Below are 15,928 nucleotides of genomic sequence, written 5' to 3' on the forward strand. Positions count from 1 at the left end.
AACAAATGGTAATCATTTATTTTTTATCAATGGTGCCAAAACATCTATCTGTTTTTCGACTGCCAAGCGGCCCGCCTCTATCGCCTCGCTGGCGCGATGGAAATCCAGGGTAGATATCTGTGGGCAATACGGCTGGATCAGTACGTCCGGCGGGTCACTGGCCATACGGGTTCGCTTCACTCGATTCTCCAGCATCTGAATCGAGGTGCTCATGATTTCCATCGCCGTGGGGGTGAAGGTGGTTTTCTTCAGCATCATTTTATTCATGCGTTCCCGCAGGCGGTCGCGCCAGTTATTGGCATCGCTAATGCTTGTTTCACTCTGCTCGCCAGCATCATTGCGTACCGAAAACAGATCCTGCTGCATCAGGTGCGCGTCATGTTGCAAATCCACGGCAATCACGATGTCTGCCCCCATCGCCCTAGCCAATGAAATAGGAACCGGGTTGACCAAGGCACCATCCACCAACCAATATCCGTCAAACCAGACCGGTGCCAACAAACCCGGCATGCTGCAGGAGGCACGAATGGCCTGGTGGATATCCCCTTTGGTCATCCACAGCTCACGGCCGGTACTGAGGTTGGTGGTCACCGCACCGAATTTCAATGAGCAGTCGGTAAAGTCGTTAATTTTCAGTATTTGGCCAACGACGTTAAATACGCGTTCACCGCGTAATAAACCACCGCGCTGCCAGGACAGATCCATCAGTCTGATTACGTCCCAGTAGCTGAATGATCGTACCCACTTCTCCATCGCTGGCAACCGATGGCTGGCAAACGCCTCCCCAACCAGTGCTCCCACGGAACATCCTGCAACAATATCGGCTTCGATACCTAGCTTACGCAGTGCGTTAATCACGCCGATATGCGCCCACCCCTTGGCGGCACCGGCCCCTAATGCCAACCCGATTTTAACTTTCCGCATGCTTTGCCTATCCTTTGCTCGGTGAATTCACTCAACCCAATCGCAGGGTACATTGTCATCAACGAATGATGTTAGGTAACATATGCGTTAAATTGATTTTAGCCGCGGCTATACATCGTGCGAGCTAACTACTGAGAGGCGTTATTTTGACTGAGCTATGCCCCTGCGGCAGCGGGCAGGACTACAGCACTTGCTGTGCGCCCTATATAACAGGTACTCAATACGCTATGTCGCCGGGCATATTAATGCGTTCGAGATATTCCGCCTATGTAAAACGGGATGTGGATTATCTAATTGCGACCTGGCACCCAGACTGCAACCCCGAAGAGTGGCGCAGCGCCATCAGCAGCAGCTTTGGCGATACCGAATGGCTTGGGCTGACGGTGGTAGCGGAAACCGCTGGCAATAGCGCCGATGAAGGGTTCGTGGAATTCATCGCCCGTTCGCGCGATGGAGAAAGCGAGAGTGCCATGCATGAGCGTTCCCGCTTCCTTCGTCTTGAACAACGCTGGTACTATATCGACGGAACCAAACCTCAACCGGGCAGAAATGCCGTTTGCCCCTGCGGTTCAGGCAAAAAATATAAAAAGTGCTGCGGGCAATAAGCCTGCGGGTTCAGAATCAGACGGAATCGACACACTCATGCCACAGCAAAACGTACAAAGAAAAATTTTACGCACCATCTGCCCCGATGCCAAAGGGCTGATTGCCAAGATCACCAACATTTGTTACAAGCACGAATTGAACATTGTGCAGAACAATGAGTTTGTCGATCACCTCACCGGTCGTTTCTTTATGCGTACCGAGCTGGAAGGGATCTTCAATGATACGACGCTGTTGGCCGATCTGGACGGCGCGTTACCAGAGGGTTCGGAGCGCGAACTGCACAGCGCAGGCCGTCGCCGTATTGTGGTGCTGGTCACCAAAGAAGCCCACTGCCTGGGCGATCTGCTGATGAAAAGCGCCTATGGTGGCCTGGACGTTGAGATTGCCGCCGTCATTGGCAACCACACCACGTTGCAGACGCTGGTTGAACGCTTTGACATTCCGTTCCATCTGGTCAGCCACGAAGGGCTGACGCGTGAGCAACATGATCAACAGATGATCGCGCAGATCGACCAATATCAGCCTGATTACGTAGTCTTGGCCAAGTATATGCGCGTGCTGACCCCGGCTTTCGTTCAGCATTACCCGAACCAGGTGATCAATATTCACCATTCGTTCCTGCCAGCCTTTATCGGTGCACGCCCTTATCACCAGGCTTATGAGCGTGGCGTGAAGATCATCGGGGCAACGGCGCACTACGTGAACGACAGCCTGGATGAAGGCCCAATCATTATGCAGGACGTTATTCATGTCGATCACACCTATTCGGCAGAAGATATGATGCGTGCCGGGCGTGACGTGGAGAAAAACGTGCTTAGCCGCGCACTGTATCGTGTACTGGCTCAACGCGTGTTCGTCTACGGTAACCGCACGGTGATCCTGTAATTGGTTAACAAAGCGGTGTCTTTCGTTCACGGAAGCACCGCTGAGAATAAAAAAGCGACAAACAATTCATTTTCTGCATTTCAATGCTTTACACAAGCGCTTCATTTGATATGATGCGCCCCGCTTACCGAGACAGACGTTTCGCAAGCAAAGGAAAGAGTTTCAGTTCTACCAGAAAGGGTTTGCCAACTTTCTGTTAAAAATTAGCAACCATGAATATCATGGTGGGGTTCCCGAGCGGCCAAAGGGAGCAGACTGTAAATCTGCCGTCACAGACTTCGAAGGTTCGAATCCTTCCCCCACCACCATTATTTTATGGCAATGAGCAAACAGAGAAATCTGAAGCCTCATGAATCACTCAAAGTAAAGTTGTTTCAGTAGTACCAGAGAGAATTTGCCAACTTTCTGTTCAAAATTAGCAACCATGAATACCATGGTGGGGTTCCCGAGCGGCCAAAGGGAGCAGACTGTAAATCTGCCGTCACAGACTTCGAAGGTTCGAATCCTTCCCCCACCACCATCTCTTTATATACCTCCCCAGTTTTAAATCATCATCTCATTACCATACAGCCCTGAGCAGGGAAGGATGAGAAGCTTCGACCAAGGTTCGAGTCCACGCAGTGGACAACGCGCTTGCGCGGTCATCCTCCCCACCACCATCTCTTATATACCTCCCCAGTTTTAAATCATCATCTCATTCCCATACAGCACTGAGCAGGGGAGGATGAGAAGCTTCGACCAAGGTTCGAGTCCACGCAGTGGACAACGCGCTTGCGCGGTCATCCTCCCCACCACCATCCTTGTATACCCCTCACAGACTAAATATTTCCGTCAAATCATCATGTACCACCGAACCAAATAGCTGCTCCTTATTGTGCTACAGGTGGAAGTCATGCAGAACGCCGACACGCCGTAAACCCGTCCCTGGGGGCTCGCAATCGCGCATCCATGCGCTCAACGGTCGGCTAACCTGCAATGACTCCCACCTGTCTCAAGCTTGGGTGTAGCGGTATAAAACACTACCTGGTTTCATCCCTACGAAGTCATCCTTCCCACCACCATCGCAATACCAATTCCCCTTGAACTAAACCCTACAATTCGCTATACCACTGGCTTCGTTAAAAGCAGCAAGGGAAAGTCATGCGTAACAACATTTGTATCTTTTGTGGTGCCAGCGAGGGTAATAATCCAGCCTATGTCGAACATGCCCGCCAATTAGGTCATCTGCTTGCCACCCAAGGGCGGCGTCTGGTGTATGGCGGTGGTAAAAAAGGGTTAATGGGTGTGGTAGCGGACGCGGTGCTAGAGGCCGGTGGCGAAGCAATAGGCATCATTCCCCAGCGATTGGTCGAGGCCGAAACGGCACACCGTGGCCTGACCGAATTGGAAATCGTCCCTGACATGCACACCCGTAAAGCGCGGATGGCTGAACTGGCTGACGGCTTTATTGCCCTGCCTGGCGGTATCGGTACGCTGGAAGAGCTGTTCGAAATCTGGACCTGGGGGCAAATCGGTTACCACAGCAAGCCGGTCGGGCTGCTGGATGTTAACGGTTTTTACCACCCGCTAAGCCAGTTTTTACAGCACGTCGCCGATCAAGGCTTTATGCGACATGATTATCTCAAGACCCTGCATATCAGCGATTCTCCGGCAGCCTTAATCCAGCAGTTTGATGACTATCAACCGCAGAATTACGACCGCTGGGCGAAATAATCCCTGGCTACCAGCGGCATACCGCCGCTGGTCCGCGTTACATTTTCGGCCAAACTCTGCTACTATCTGAACACATTTTTTCGGATAAAAACGGCAGCGCTCATGAAGTTTGTTTCTTTTAATATCAATGGACTGCGTGCACGTCCGCATCAGTTGGCAGCAATTATCGAGCAGCATCAGCCGGATGTGATCGGCCTGCAGGAAACCAAAGTCCACGACGATATGTTCCCGCTGGAAGAAGTCAGCCAACACGGCTATCACGTGTTCTATCATGGGCAGAAAGGCCATTACGGCGTGGCGTTGCTGACTAAAGATGAACCTCTTGCCGTACGCCGTGGTTTTCCTACTGATGAAGAAGATGCGCAGCGTCGTATCATCATGGCCGACCTGGCAACGCCACAAGGCATATTGACGGTGATTAATGGTTACTTCCCGCAGGGAGAAAGCCGCGACCACCCGATCAAATTCCCAGCCAAAACCCGCTTTTATCAAGACCTGCAAAATTATCTGCAACAACTGCCGGCAGAGTCGCAGGTATTGATCATGGGCGATATGAACATCAGTCCAACCGATCTGGACATCGGTATTGGTGAAGAGAGCCGCAAACGTTGGCTGCGCACCGGCAAATGCTCCTTCCTGCCGGAAGAGCGTGAGTGGATGGGCCGCCTGCTGGACTGGGGTCTGGTAGATACCTACCGGCATGCCAACCCTGAGCGTAACGATGAGTTCTCGTGGTTTGACTATCGTTCGCGAGGTTTCGATGAAAACCGTGGTCTGCGTATCGATCTACTGTTGGCTAACACCTCATTGGCTGCGCGCTGTACCGCTACCGGCATTGATTATCAGATCCGTGGTATGGAAAAACCCTCAGACCATGCTCCTGTCTGGGCCGAGTTTGCACTGTAATCCCCCTGCCCCGATGCACGTCGGGGCGATATAGAATCCAAGCTATGAAAATCATTGATGTCGTTGCCGCCATTATCGAACAAGACGGCAAGATCCTGCTCGCTCAACGCGATAGCAGCAGCGATCAGGCTGGCCTATGGGAGTTTCCCGGCGGTAAGGTCGAAATGGCTGAGAGCCAGCCCCAGGCGCTCGCCCGTGAACTGAGGGAAGAACTGGGCATTATCGCCAAAGTGGGGAGTTTTGTGGCCAGCAATCAGTGGCCGCAAAAGGAGAGGATTATTCGGCTACATGCTTGGCAGGTTGTCTCCTTTAGCGGGGAATTACAGCTACATTGCCATAGCGCATTTGCTTGGGTTACTCCCGAACAGGCCAGAAACTACCCGCTAGCCCCCGCCGATATTCCCTTGTTGGAAAGCTATATCCGCTTACTATCCGACTAGGGGCAGCCAGTGCCCCTACACACTCTGCAATCACCTCTTGAGGCGGATCCAGATTAACGGATTGGTGCCCGTGACGTTAGGGTCGCGTGCGCACTGCATCATCTCGTCGCCCACTTTCAGCAGCGCACCTTCAGAATAGTTTTGATTCTGATAAATGCAGCAACGGTTGCAGGGCGGCGGCGTTGTCGTGGTACGTGCGGTACCCCATATTTCTGGAGACACCGGTACGACGACATCGACGTTACCGCGATTGGCCAATACGCCGGTGGAAAACAATGCCAAACAACCGATCAACAAGGATATGCGGCTCATTCACTTTTCTCCCGTGCCTTTCCGGCACTTTTTTTACGCTTTTTCGCCCCGGCTGACGGTGCAGGCGACAAGCCACGAAACGCTATACTGGCCCGGCTCTGCTTAGCCTGATAGATCAGCTGTTGCAGCGTGCCTTCCAGCGGTTGCATAAAGTCCTGATAACGGCAGGATTTTTCGCTGATTTGCGTCAACGTAGACTCCCACTGCGCCGTCATATCAGGGCGTGCCGCCAGGTCTGGCAATGAATGGATCAGTGCCCGCCCGGTTTCGCTGGAGTGAATATAGCGCCCTTTCTTGTAGAGGAACGCCCGCTTGAAGAGCAGCTCGATAATGCCTGCGCGCGTTGCCTCTGTCCCTAAACCATCGGTCGCTCGCAGGATTTTCTTTAGCGCTTTATCCTGCACAAAACGCGCAATCCCGGTCATGGCCGACAACAGGCTGGCATCCGTAAAAGGCCGTGGCGGTTGAGTCTGGCGTTCTACCACTTCGCCACGCTCGCACAGTAATTCATCGTCTTTGGCGACAACAGGCAGCGGTGCACCTTCGTTTTCCTCATCACGCTCTTTACTACCCAGCAGAGTGCGCCAGCCCGCTTCGGCCAGGAAACGTGCCTTGGCGATAAACTTGCCGCCAGCGATATCCAGCTCGATGACGCACTTGCGGAACATCGCATCCGGGCAAAACTGCATCAGATACTGCCGGGCCACCAAACTGTAAACGTTTTGTTCATCCTGGCTCAGGCTGGCCTTGCTGGCACGCGCCGTGGGAATAATCGCGTGGTGCGCATCAACCTTTTTATCGTCCCAACAGCGGTTACGGCGTTCACTATCGATTATTTCCTGTGGATAGAGATCCGGCTGATGTACGCTGATGGCGTTCAACACGGCATGACGCCCTGCAAAGTGTTCCTCTGGCAGATAACGGCAGTCAGAACGCGGGTAAGTGATCAGCTTGTGGGTTTCATACAGCCGTTGGCAAACGTCCAACACCTGCTGGGCGCTGAGGTTAAAGCGTTTCGACGCTTCAATCTGCAGCGTTGAAAGGGAAAACGGCAGCGGAGCGGTATCTGATTCCCGTTTATCATTATACGAGGTGACCAGCGCCGGTGCGCCTTCGATGCGTTTAACCACGTGTTCGGCCAACGGCCGGTGCAGTAAACGCCCCTCCTCATCCTGGTAAGGCTCACAAGATTCACTCGGCTGCCACAGGGCGACAAAGCGTTCTTCCTTCGGCGTGACGATATGCGCTTTCACCTCAAAGAAGTCTTTCGAAACGAAGTTTTCGATCTCTTCATCGCGACGCACCACCAGCCCCAGTACCGGCGTCTGTACCCGCCCAACCGACAGCACGCCGTCGTAGCCCGCGTTACGCCCTAGCAGCGTATAAGCCCGGGTCATGTTGATGCCGTAAAGCCAGTCGGCACGCGCACGCGCCAACGCGGAAACGCACAGCGGGATAAAGTCACGGTTATCACGCAGACGCTGTACTGCACGCTCCACCGCCTGTGGGTTGAGATCGTTGATCAGGCAACGCCGCACGTTCTGGCGCTTCTCCTGAGTCAATGCCAGATAATCCAGCACCTCATCCACCAGCAACTGCCCTTCCCGATCCGGGTCACCCGCGTGGATCACTTCGTCGGCTTCTGCCAGCAGCTTTTTGATCGCGTTCAGCTGCTTGCTGACCGAAGGGCGCGGCTGCAACAACCACTTCTGCGGGATTATCGGTAAGTCGGCCAACGACCAGCGCGCGTAACGGCTGTCGTAAGCATCCGGCTGGGCCTGTTCTAACAGGTGCCCAACGCACCAGGTCACCACATCGTTGCTGCCACAGGCAATAAAGCCGTCACCCCGACGATGGGGCTTGGGTAAGACATCAGCAATGGCGCGGGCCAAACTCGGTTTTTCGGCTATAAACAGTCGCATTATTCACCGTTATTCTGGCTATACGTCATCAGGAACTCTCTGACTTGCGCGTAATTACCGCGAAAGATCACACGTTGGGTTTTCTTCTCTAATTGGTAGCGATACATCGGATCGTAATAGTGTTGCAGCAGCGGCACCAGCCATTGTTGATGCGCTTCGCTTTGGCCAGTGAGCCGTTGTACCTGCAGCGCCGATTCGAGACGCAGCGTCAACTGCTGGAACAGTTCCAGCCCCAGGCGGCGGCGGATGGCAAACAGGCCATGGTGCAAATATTCATCATATTGCCGCCAGCCGTCTTGCTCGCCATAGGCTTGCTCAAAGGCAATGCGCATCCGGTCGATATACTCATCTTGCAGGCGTGCCACTCTCACATCAAACGGATCGTCAATCACCACCAGGGCAGCCTGTTGCATACCATTGAACAGCCCTAATGGGAGATTATTCGAACCGATGATCCGGCTTTCATCCTCCAGCACCCAATGGCGGCAGCCACCGTGCTGTTTCTTCAACATGCACGTAGCCAGCTGATTCTCAAAATTGATTTGGGTGGGCTGTTTCACCAGAGTACGGCCAAAAGACGAACCGCGATGATGAGCGATCCCTTCCAGATCGATACCGGCCGCCAATTCATTAATCAGCAGCGTCTTGCCACAACCGGTGTTACCGCCAACGATCAGCATAGGCAACGCAGCGGCGGCCTCAAGCGCACCGAGCAAAAAATTGCGCAGCGCCTTGTAACCGCCTACCACGCGTGGATAGTCAACACCAGCCTCTCTCAGCCACTGTTGCACCAATTGCGAACGTAGACCACCGCGGAAACAGTAGATATAACCTTCTGGCTGCCGGGCACACTGTTCGATCCAGGCCTGCGTGCGCTGCTCACGCAGTTTACCATTGACCAGGCTGTGCCCAAGAGCGATCGCAGCTTGTTGACCATGCTGCTTGTAGCAGGTGCCCACCGCCTGACGTTCACTGTCGCTCATCAACGGCAGATTAACTGAACAGGGGAATGCCCCCTGCGTAAACTCTATCGGCGCGCGCACGTCAATCAGCGGCACATCCTGTAGAAAAAGGCGCTGGTAGTCTTGCGTATCCTGTCGAGTCTGCACCGTTGACACTAGACAACCTCGATCAGTGATTTACCCGCCTGTGCGGCCTGCAATTCACCAATCGCGTTCAGCGTGATGCCATGACGGGCCGCTATCGCCTGCACTTCGGCTTCGGCTTCCGGCAATACCGCCAGCAGTAAACCGCCGGAGGTTTGCGGATCGCACAGCAATTGACGTTGCAGATCGCTCATGGCGCCAACCAGGTGACCATAGCTTTCAAAGTTACGTCCGGTACCGCCCGGTACGCAGCCTTCGCTGATATAACGTTCGACATCCGGTAGTTTCGGCACGCATTCGAACCATACGGTTGCCTGCAGATCGGAACCCTGGCACATCTCGCTAAGGTGGCCAAGCAGGCCAAAGCCGGTAACATCGGTCATCGCCGTTACGCCTGCCACTTCGGCAAAGTCTGCCCCAGGCTTGTTCAACTGGCACATGACCTCAGTAGCCAAGCCTTGGTGTTCGGCCAGCAGTTTGCTTTTCTTTTCTGCGGTGGTCAGTACGCCAATGCCCAGCGGTTTGGTCAGGAATAGCTTGGTGCCTGCCTGCGCCGCACTGTTTTTCTTCACCAGCTCGGTTTTGACGATGCCGGTTACCGCCAAGCCAAAAATCGGCTCTGGGGCATCAATAGAATGGCCACCCGCCAATGCAATCCCCGCCTGCTGGCAAGCATAGCGGCCACCGTCGATCACCTGTTGGGCAACCTCTGCGGGCAGCTTGGCAATCGGCCAGCCAAGAATAGCGATGGCCATGATCGGTTTACCGCCCATCGCATACACGTCGCTGATGGCGTTGGCTGCCGCAATACGGCCAAAATCAAACGGATCGTCGACGATCGGCATAAAGAAATCAGTGGTGCTGATAATGCCCACGCCGTTACCGATGTCATACACTGCGGCATCATCACGCGTTTCATTACCCACCAGCAGATGGGGATCGATAAACTTTTCCTGCTCGCTGTGCAGTATCGTTTCAAGCACTTTGGGTGAGATTTTACAGCCGCAGCCAGCGCCGTGGCTGTACTGGGTCAAACGAATGGCCGGCGATGTCATAGTCCACTCCCTCTGGGTAACAAACGAACGTAAGGATATCACAATGGGATATAGGGTAGCGCTTGCCGAGGGGATTGATAAGAGCAGGTTGGCATTATGCGTGCGACCTGCTCAGAAACAGTACAAAACTGCGGGTTATCGCGCATTCTCGGCGAGCTCCCGCATGGCGGATCAGAAGTAGCGGACGAAAGGCGTACTGTCCGGAGCGACCACTTTAGTGGCACCTTTTAACTGCGGCGTGCCTAGATAGAGGAAACCGACGATCTCGTCCTGCTCGCGGCAGGCGAAGGCTTCGCGCACCAACGGATGCTCTGTCCAGGCACCGCTGCGCCAGATGCCATTAAAGCCCTGCGCCAAAGCCGCCATTTGCATCGCCTGCACCGCGCAACCGGCAGAAACAACCTGCTCCCAGCGCGGCACTTTCGGATTTTCACTGCAATGAGCAACCACCGTGATAATCAATGGCGCACGAAAAGGTGCCTGTTTGGCCTTTTCTACCGCACTCTCATCCAGTTCATCTTGTCTGGCGGCGGCTTGCAGCAATTCACTGAAACGTTGCAGACCCTGATCCTCGATCAGGATAAAACGCCACGGCTGTAACGTACCGTGATCCGGCGCGCGCAGCCCGGCGTTGATGATATTCTGACGCACTTCACCTGCGGGTGCCGGTGCGGTCAGGCGTGACGCAGAACGGCGATTGAGTAAAAGATCCAGAGCATCCATCATTAACTCCTGATAACAATTTTCGTTTAAATCACGTTAACATAGCTCTACATAGAGTTACAGCCTCTGTAATACTGTCTATACCCGTTGCCACTCAGGCTGCAGGGGGATAAATGGCAGATGATTTAAAGCTGACATTTCTTCGGCCGCTCATTAGGATAGCGGAACATTCTAGACTCTTGTTGGAGAGCACATGCGCACATTGGGGCGAATTATTGCTGGTATTTTCAGATGGACATGGCGTCTGCTGAATTTCGTCAGGGAACTTATCCTGAACTTGTTCCTGATTTTCTTGATCCTGGTCGGGGTCGGTATTTATCTTTCACTCCAAGGCAATTCTTCGGCAGTAACACCGCATGGCGCACTGCTGGTCGATCTCAGCGGCGTGGTGGTCGATCAACCTTCGGTGAACAACCGTGTTCGTCAGTGGGGACGCGAACTGTTGGGCGCCTCCAGCAACCGTCTGCAGGAAAACTCACTGTTTGACGTGGTGGATACCATTCGCAAGGCCAAAGAGGATAAAAACATCACCGGTATGGTGTTGCAGCTGAATGATTTTGCCGGGGCGGATCAGCCTTCCCTGCAATACATCGGCAAGGCACTGCGTGAGTTCCGCGACAGTGGTAAACCGATCTTTGCCATCGGCGACAGTTATAACCAAACGCAATACTATCTGGCCAGCTACGCCAACAAGATCTACCTGTCACCTCAGGGTGCCGTCGATCTGCATGGTTTCGCCACCAACAACCTTTATTACAAATCCCTGTTGGAGAAGCTGAAGGTCACCACCAATATTTTCCGCGTGGGCACCTATAAATCGGCCGTAGAACCGCTGATCCGTGATGATATGTCACCGGCTGCGCGGGAAGCCGATAGCCGTTGGGTTGGCGGGCTGTGGCAAAACTATCTGGATACGGTGGCGGCTAACCGTCAACTTACGCCAGATCAGTTGTTCCCAGGCGCAGCAGATATTCTCAGTGGTTTAAAGGCGGCGGGTGGCGACACCGCGCAGTTCGCCCTGAACAGCAAACTGGTCGATGAGCTGGCCTCTCGCACTGCGATAGAAACACAGTTGGTGAAAACCTTCGGTTGGGACAAGCAGAGCAATGATTTCAATGCGGTCAGCATCTACGATTACCAGCCGCAGCCGTCACCGGATCAGGGCGGTGAGATCGCCGTCATCTTTGTCAATGGCGCGATCATGGATGGCCCGCAGACGCCAGGATCGGTCGGTGGCGACACCACGGCCTCACAACTGCGTCAGGCGCGTCTGGATCCGAAAATCAAAGCCGTTATCCTACGCGTCAATAGCCCTGGCGGTAGCGTCAGCGCTTCAGAAGTGATCCGTTCCGAGTTGGCAGCGGTTCGCGCCGCAGGTAAACCCGTAGTGGTTTCCATGGGTGGAATGGCCGCGTCTGGCGGTTACTGGGTGTCGACCCCGGCAGATTACATCATTGCCAGCCCGAGCACCCTCACCGGCTCCATCGGTATCTTCGGTGTGATCAACACCTATGAGAACACCTTGGACAGCGTTGGGGTACATACCGACGGCGTCGCGACGTCACCACTGGCCGACCTGGCCGTGACCAAAGCACTGCCGCCAGAATTCTCACAGATGATGCAGTTGAACATCGAGAACGGTTATAAAAACTTCATCGACCTGGTGGCAACCGCCCGGAAGATGACGCCAGAGCAGGTCGATCAAATTGCTCAAGGTCACGTCTGGATCGGTAGCGACGCCAAGAAAAATGGCCTGATCGACCAACTGGGCGACTTTGACGACGCCGTGAAGAAGGCGGCAGAGCTGGCCAAGCTGCCACAGTGGCAACTCAACTGGTTTATCGATGCCCCTAGTATGACGGATATGCTGCTCAGCCAGTTTGGCGTTTCTATCCACGCCATGCTGCCTGAGGCGATCCAGTCAATGCTGCCAGCCCCGTTGGCATCGGTGGCGCTGGCGGTGAAAGAACAGCCTGGCCTGTTTAATAACCTGAACGATCCGCAGCATCGTTATGCCATATGCCTGACTTGCGGAGAGGTCCGTTAACAAATAAATCTCTAGCCCGGCACCCGCCGGGCTTTTTTTCTCCTGCTATCTCCCTATAATTCAGCCTATCTGACAGCCACAAGATCGAAGCCATGCAAAAGAAATCCATTTACGTCGCCTATACCGGCGGCACTATCGGTATGCAGCGTTCCGAACAGGGATACATCCCGGTTTCCGGCCACCTACAGCGCCAGTTGGCACTGATGCCCGAGTTCCATCGCCCAGAGATGCCGGATTTCACCATTCATGAATATGCCCCGTTGATCGACTCTTCGGATATGACCCCCGAAGACTGGCAGCATATCGCCGACGACATCAAACAGAATTACTCTCGCTATGACGGCTTTGTTATTCTGCACGGCACCGACACCATGGCGTTTACCGCTTCAGCCCTGTCTTTCATGCTGGAGAACCTGGATAAGCCGGTGATCGTCACCGGGTCGCAAATCCCGCTGGCAGAATTGCGCTCCGACGGCCAAACCAATCTGTTGAATGCCCTCTATCTGGCCGCCAATCACCCGGTGAACGAGGTCAGCCTGTTTTTCAACAACAAGCTGTTTCGTGGCAACCGCACCACCAAGGCACATGCCGACGGCTTTGATGCTTTTGCCTCCCCCAATCTGCCCCCCTTGCTGGAAGCAGGTATCCACATACGTCGCCAGACCGGCATCGCCTCTCCGGTGTGCAACGGGGAATTGATCGTGCATAACATCACGCCACAGCCCATCGGCGTGGTGACGATTTATCCGGGAATTTCCGGTGCCGTGGTGCGTAACTTCCTGCTGCAACCGGTCAAAGCCTTGATCCTGCGCTCTTACGGCGTCGGTAACGCGCCGCAAAAGGCCGAACTGGTGGATGAATTGCGTGATGCCTCCGAGCGTGGCATCGTAGTGGTGAACCTGACACAATGCATCTCTGGCCGGGTCAATATGGAGGGCTATGCGACCGGTAATGCCCTGGCTCATGCCGGCGTCATCAGCGGTTTTGATATGACGGTGGAAGCCGCGCTGACCAAGCTGCATTACCTGTTGAGCCAGCCGTTAACCCCAGAAGAGATCCGCAGCCTGATGCAACAAGACCTGCGTGGCGAATTAAGCGCTGCGGGCTAATCCGAAGTGGGAACTCTGATGAAAACTGCTCTGTTGCTGATTGATTTACAAAACGACTTTTGCCCCGGCGGCGCCTTAGGCGTGGCAGAAGGTGATGCCACCATTGAGGTCGCCAATCAGGCTATCGCAGCCAGCCTGGCCCGTAACGAAACGGTGATTGCCAGCCAGGACTGGCACCCGGCGGATCATCGCAGTTTTGCGATTAACTCCAACGCGCAGATTGGTACGCTTGGAGAACTGGAAGGCCTGCCTCAGGTTTGGTGGCCGGAGCACTGCGTTCAGGGTACCCCTGGCGCAGAACTTCATCCTCAGCTTGATAAGCAACCCATCGCAGCGATATTCCGTAAGGGCGAGAACCCGGATATCGATAGCTATAGTGCTTTCTTTGATAATGGCCACCGGGCACAAACGGCGCTCGATGGCTGGCTGAAGGAACGAGGCATCACTCATCTCGCCGTGATGGGGCTGGCCACCGATTATTGCGTCAAGTTCAGCGTGTTAGATGCCTTGCGTTTAGGTTATCAGACCCAGGTCATCATCGATGGCTGCCGCGGTGTCAATTTAAGCCCCGATGACAGCGAGCAGGCGTTGGCAGAAATGCAGTCGGCTGGCGCACAGTTAGTTACACTGTCACAGTTCACTCAACGCTAACGGTTTTTGGGGCTGCTTGACCTCAGCGCCCCATATTCTCTGCCAACCGCTTTATTTTCGACGCTGCTCACATTCTCACCATTCTTCTGCACGCTCACCTTGTCCCCTCCCGTCTCTTTTGCTGTTATGGCTTCTGATGCATAGGCATCAATAAGTTATACGCATCCGGGGCCTACCGAGCCCGGCTTTATTGATACCGCCCCAGGCGGTTCAGGTCGGCCCTGCTGACCAAAGGAGACAACATGGCTTTAACCCGTAAACTGCTACCCTTGCTGGTAGCGGTGCAACTCGGTGTGGCTGGCGTGGGCATGGCTCACGCGGCACCTTATCTCTCTGTCGGCTACTTCAACGGCGGTGGCGACGTAACCGCCGGGCCGGGCGGTGATATCAACCAGCTTGACGTCAGCCAGATCACCCACCTCAACTACTCTTTTGGCCTGATTTATAACGCTGAAAAAGAGGAAACCAACCCGGCACTGAAAGATCCCTCCCGCCTACACCAAATCTATCTCTCCCCTAAAGTCGAAGCAGACTTAAAGCTATTACCCGTATTGCGCCAGCAAAATCCGGCGCTGAAGGTTTTGCTGTCCGTTGGCGGATGGGGAGCTCGTGGGTTCTCCGGCGCGGCAGCCACACCGGAAAGCCGGGCGGTGTTTATTCGTTCGGTGCAGGAGGTGATTGCCAAGTATCAGCTAGATGGTATCGATCTGGATTGGGAATACCCGGTTAACGGTGCCTGGGGATTGGTGGAAAGCCAGCCCACTGACAGAGCCAATTTCACCGCCCTACTGAGCGAACTGCATCAGGCGTTGGGTAAAGAAAAACTGCTGACCATCGCCGTCGGGGCTAACGTCAAAAGTCCGCAGGAATGGGTAGACGTTAAGGCTATCGCGCCCTATCTGAACTACATCAATCTGATGACCTACGACATGGCGTACGGTACCCAGTATTTCAACTCCAATCTCTATGACTCCAAACAATGGCCAACCGTGGCCGCCGCCGACAAGTACAGCGCCGACTTTGTGGTCAACAACTATTTGGCCGCCGGGCTGAAGCCAGCTCAGCTCAATCTGGGGATCGGTTTCTATGGCCGGGTACCTAAACGCGCCACCGAGCCGGGTATTGATTGGGATGTGGCAGATGCGGCCAAGCATCCCGTCACCCAGCCCTATTTCACCACACGTGAAAAAGACGTCTTCAAGTCGCTGGGCGTGGATTTGGATAAAGACAGTTACATCAAGTACAACGATATCGTGAACAAGATGCTGAAAGACCCACAACGGCGCTTCACCGCGCATTGGGATAGCGAGGCTAAGGTGCCCTATCTGATGATGAAGTCATCCGCAGGCAAACCGCTATTCGCGATAAGCTATGAAAACCCGCGCTCGGTAGCCATCAAGGCCGAGTACATCAAGAGCAAAGGATTGGGAGGGGCGATGTTCTGGGAGTATGGCGCGGACGATAACAACCGCCTGGCCCACCAGTTAGCCGAAAGCTTAGGCTTGGGCCAGCAGAAGCAGTAAAACCTT

Annotated in this window: 15 protein-coding genes and 2 tRNA genes; 11 read left to right on the forward strand and 6 right to left on the reverse strand. The window is 54.3% G+C overall.

Features of this window, described 5'->3' with window-relative positions; all coding sequences use genetic code 11:
- Window positions 1–12: 12 nt before the first annotated feature.
- Window positions 13–924, reverse strand: coding sequence for a patatin-like phospholipase RssA (gene rssA / locus KGP17_RS14165; protein WP_223497782.1), 912 nt, complete (start codon window positions 922–924; stop codon window positions 13–15).
- A 146-nt stretch (window positions 925–1,070) separates the two neighbouring features.
- Here rssA and KGP17_RS14170 point away from each other — a divergent pair, with 146 nt between their 5' ends.
- From KGP17_RS14170 to KGP17_RS14200, 7 genes are all read left to right on the forward strand, one after another.
- Window positions 1,071–1,529, forward strand: a complete 459-nt coding sequence (locus KGP17_RS14170; RefSeq protein WP_223497783.1) for a YchJ family protein — start codon at window positions 1,071–1,073, stop codon at window positions 1,527–1,529.
- Window positions 1,530–1,566: 37 nt separating this feature from the next.
- Window positions 1,567–2,415, forward strand: a complete 849-nt coding sequence (gene purU / locus KGP17_RS14175) for a formyltetrahydrofolate deformylase (protein ID WP_021181219.1) — start codon at window positions 1,567–1,569, stop codon at window positions 2,413–2,415.
- Between the two features lie 223 nt (window positions 2,416–2,638).
- Window positions 2,639–2,723 (forward strand) — tRNA-Tyr (locus KGP17_RS14180).
- Window positions 2,724–2,850: 127 nt separating this feature from the next.
- A tRNA-Tyr gene (locus tag KGP17_RS14185) sits at window positions 2,851–2,935 on the forward strand.
- A 620-nt stretch (window positions 2,936–3,555) separates the two neighbouring features.
- Window positions 3,556–4,128 (forward strand): TIGR00730 family Rossman fold protein, encoded by a 573-nt coding sequence (locus tag KGP17_RS14190; RefSeq protein ID WP_179247562.1) that lies wholly within the window; start codon window positions 3,556–3,558, stop codon window positions 4,126–4,128.
- A gap of 102 nt (window positions 4,129–4,230) precedes the next feature.
- Window positions 4,231–5,034, forward strand: coding sequence for an exodeoxyribonuclease III (gene xthA, locus KGP17_RS14195; RefSeq protein ID WP_223497784.1), 804 nt, complete (start codon window positions 4,231–4,233; stop codon window positions 5,032–5,034).
- 44 nt (window positions 5,035–5,078) lie between these two features.
- Complete coding sequence (locus KGP17_RS14200; protein WP_094981332.1) at window positions 5,079–5,474, forward strand: pyrimidine (deoxy)nucleoside triphosphate diphosphatase; 396 nt, start codon at window positions 5,079–5,081, stop codon at window positions 5,472–5,474.
- Between the two features lie 30 nt (window positions 5,475–5,504).
- Here the strand turns inward: KGP17_RS14200 and KGP17_RS14205 are convergent, their stop codons facing one another.
- From KGP17_RS14205 to KGP17_RS14225, 5 genes are all read right to left on the reverse strand, one after another.
- A complete protein-coding gene (locus tag KGP17_RS14205; protein WP_021181215.1) occupies window positions 5,505–5,786 on the reverse strand; it encodes a DUF1496 domain-containing protein in 282 nt (93 codons plus the stop codon).
- Window positions 5,783–7,708, reverse strand: coding sequence for a DNA topoisomerase III (locus tag KGP17_RS14210; protein WP_021806609.1), 1,926 nt, complete (start codon window positions 7,706–7,708; stop codon window positions 5,783–5,785). Before KGP17_RS14210 ends, KGP17_RS14205 begins: the two co-directional genes overlap by 4 nt.
- Window positions 7,708–8,826 carry a tRNA 2-selenouridine(34) synthase MnmH gene (gene mnmH, locus KGP17_RS14215; RefSeq protein ID WP_115158853.1) on the reverse strand — a complete coding sequence of 373 codons (1,119 nt, stop codon included), beginning with the start codon at window positions 8,824–8,826 and terminating at the stop codon, window positions 7,708–7,710. The genes KGP17_RS14210 and mnmH overlap by 1 nt, the downstream gene beginning before the upstream one ends.
- Window positions 8,826–9,869, reverse strand: coding sequence for a selenide, water dikinase SelD (selD, locus tag KGP17_RS14220; protein WP_179253495.1), 1,044 nt, complete (start codon window positions 9,867–9,869; stop codon window positions 8,826–8,828). Before selD ends, mnmH begins: the two co-directional genes overlap by 1 nt.
- Before the next feature lie 171 nt (window positions 9,870–10,040).
- Window positions 10,041–10,592: an NAD(P)H nitroreductase gene (locus KGP17_RS14225; RefSeq protein ID WP_094981335.1), complete on the reverse strand. Its 552-nt coding sequence runs from the start codon at window positions 10,590–10,592 to the stop codon at window positions 10,041–10,043.
- Between the two features lie 193 nt (window positions 10,593–10,785).
- On the opposite strand from KGP17_RS14225, the gene sppA reads away from it, so the two are divergent.
- From sppA to KGP17_RS14245, 4 genes are all read left to right on the forward strand, one after another.
- The gene (sppA, locus tag KGP17_RS14230) at window positions 10,786–12,639 is read left to right on the forward strand and encodes a signal peptide peptidase SppA (RefSeq protein ID WP_021806613.1); all 1,854 of its coding nucleotides are present in this window, start codon (window positions 10,786–10,788) and stop codon (window positions 12,637–12,639) included.
- A 92-nt stretch (window positions 12,640–12,731) separates the two neighbouring features.
- Window positions 12,732–13,748, forward strand: a complete 1,017-nt coding sequence (gene ansA, locus KGP17_RS14235; protein WP_021806614.1) for an asparaginase — start codon at window positions 12,732–12,734, stop codon at window positions 13,746–13,748.
- 18 nt (window positions 13,749–13,766) lie between these two features.
- Window positions 13,767–14,399, forward strand: a complete 633-nt coding sequence (pncA, locus tag KGP17_RS14240) for a bifunctional nicotinamidase/pyrazinamidase (RefSeq protein WP_179247566.1) — start codon at window positions 13,767–13,769, stop codon at window positions 14,397–14,399.
- 242 nt (window positions 14,400–14,641) lie between these two features.
- A complete protein-coding gene (locus KGP17_RS14245) occupies window positions 14,642–15,922 on the forward strand; it encodes a glycoside hydrolase family 18 protein (RefSeq protein ID WP_223497785.1) in 1,281 nt (426 codons plus the stop codon).
- Window positions 15,923–15,928 lie beyond the last annotated feature (6 nt).

It is taken from the genome of Serratia sp. JSRIV001 (assembly GCF_019968745.1).
GTDB lineage: Bacteria > Pseudomonadota > Gammaproteobacteria > Enterobacterales > Enterobacteriaceae > Chania > Chania fonticola_B.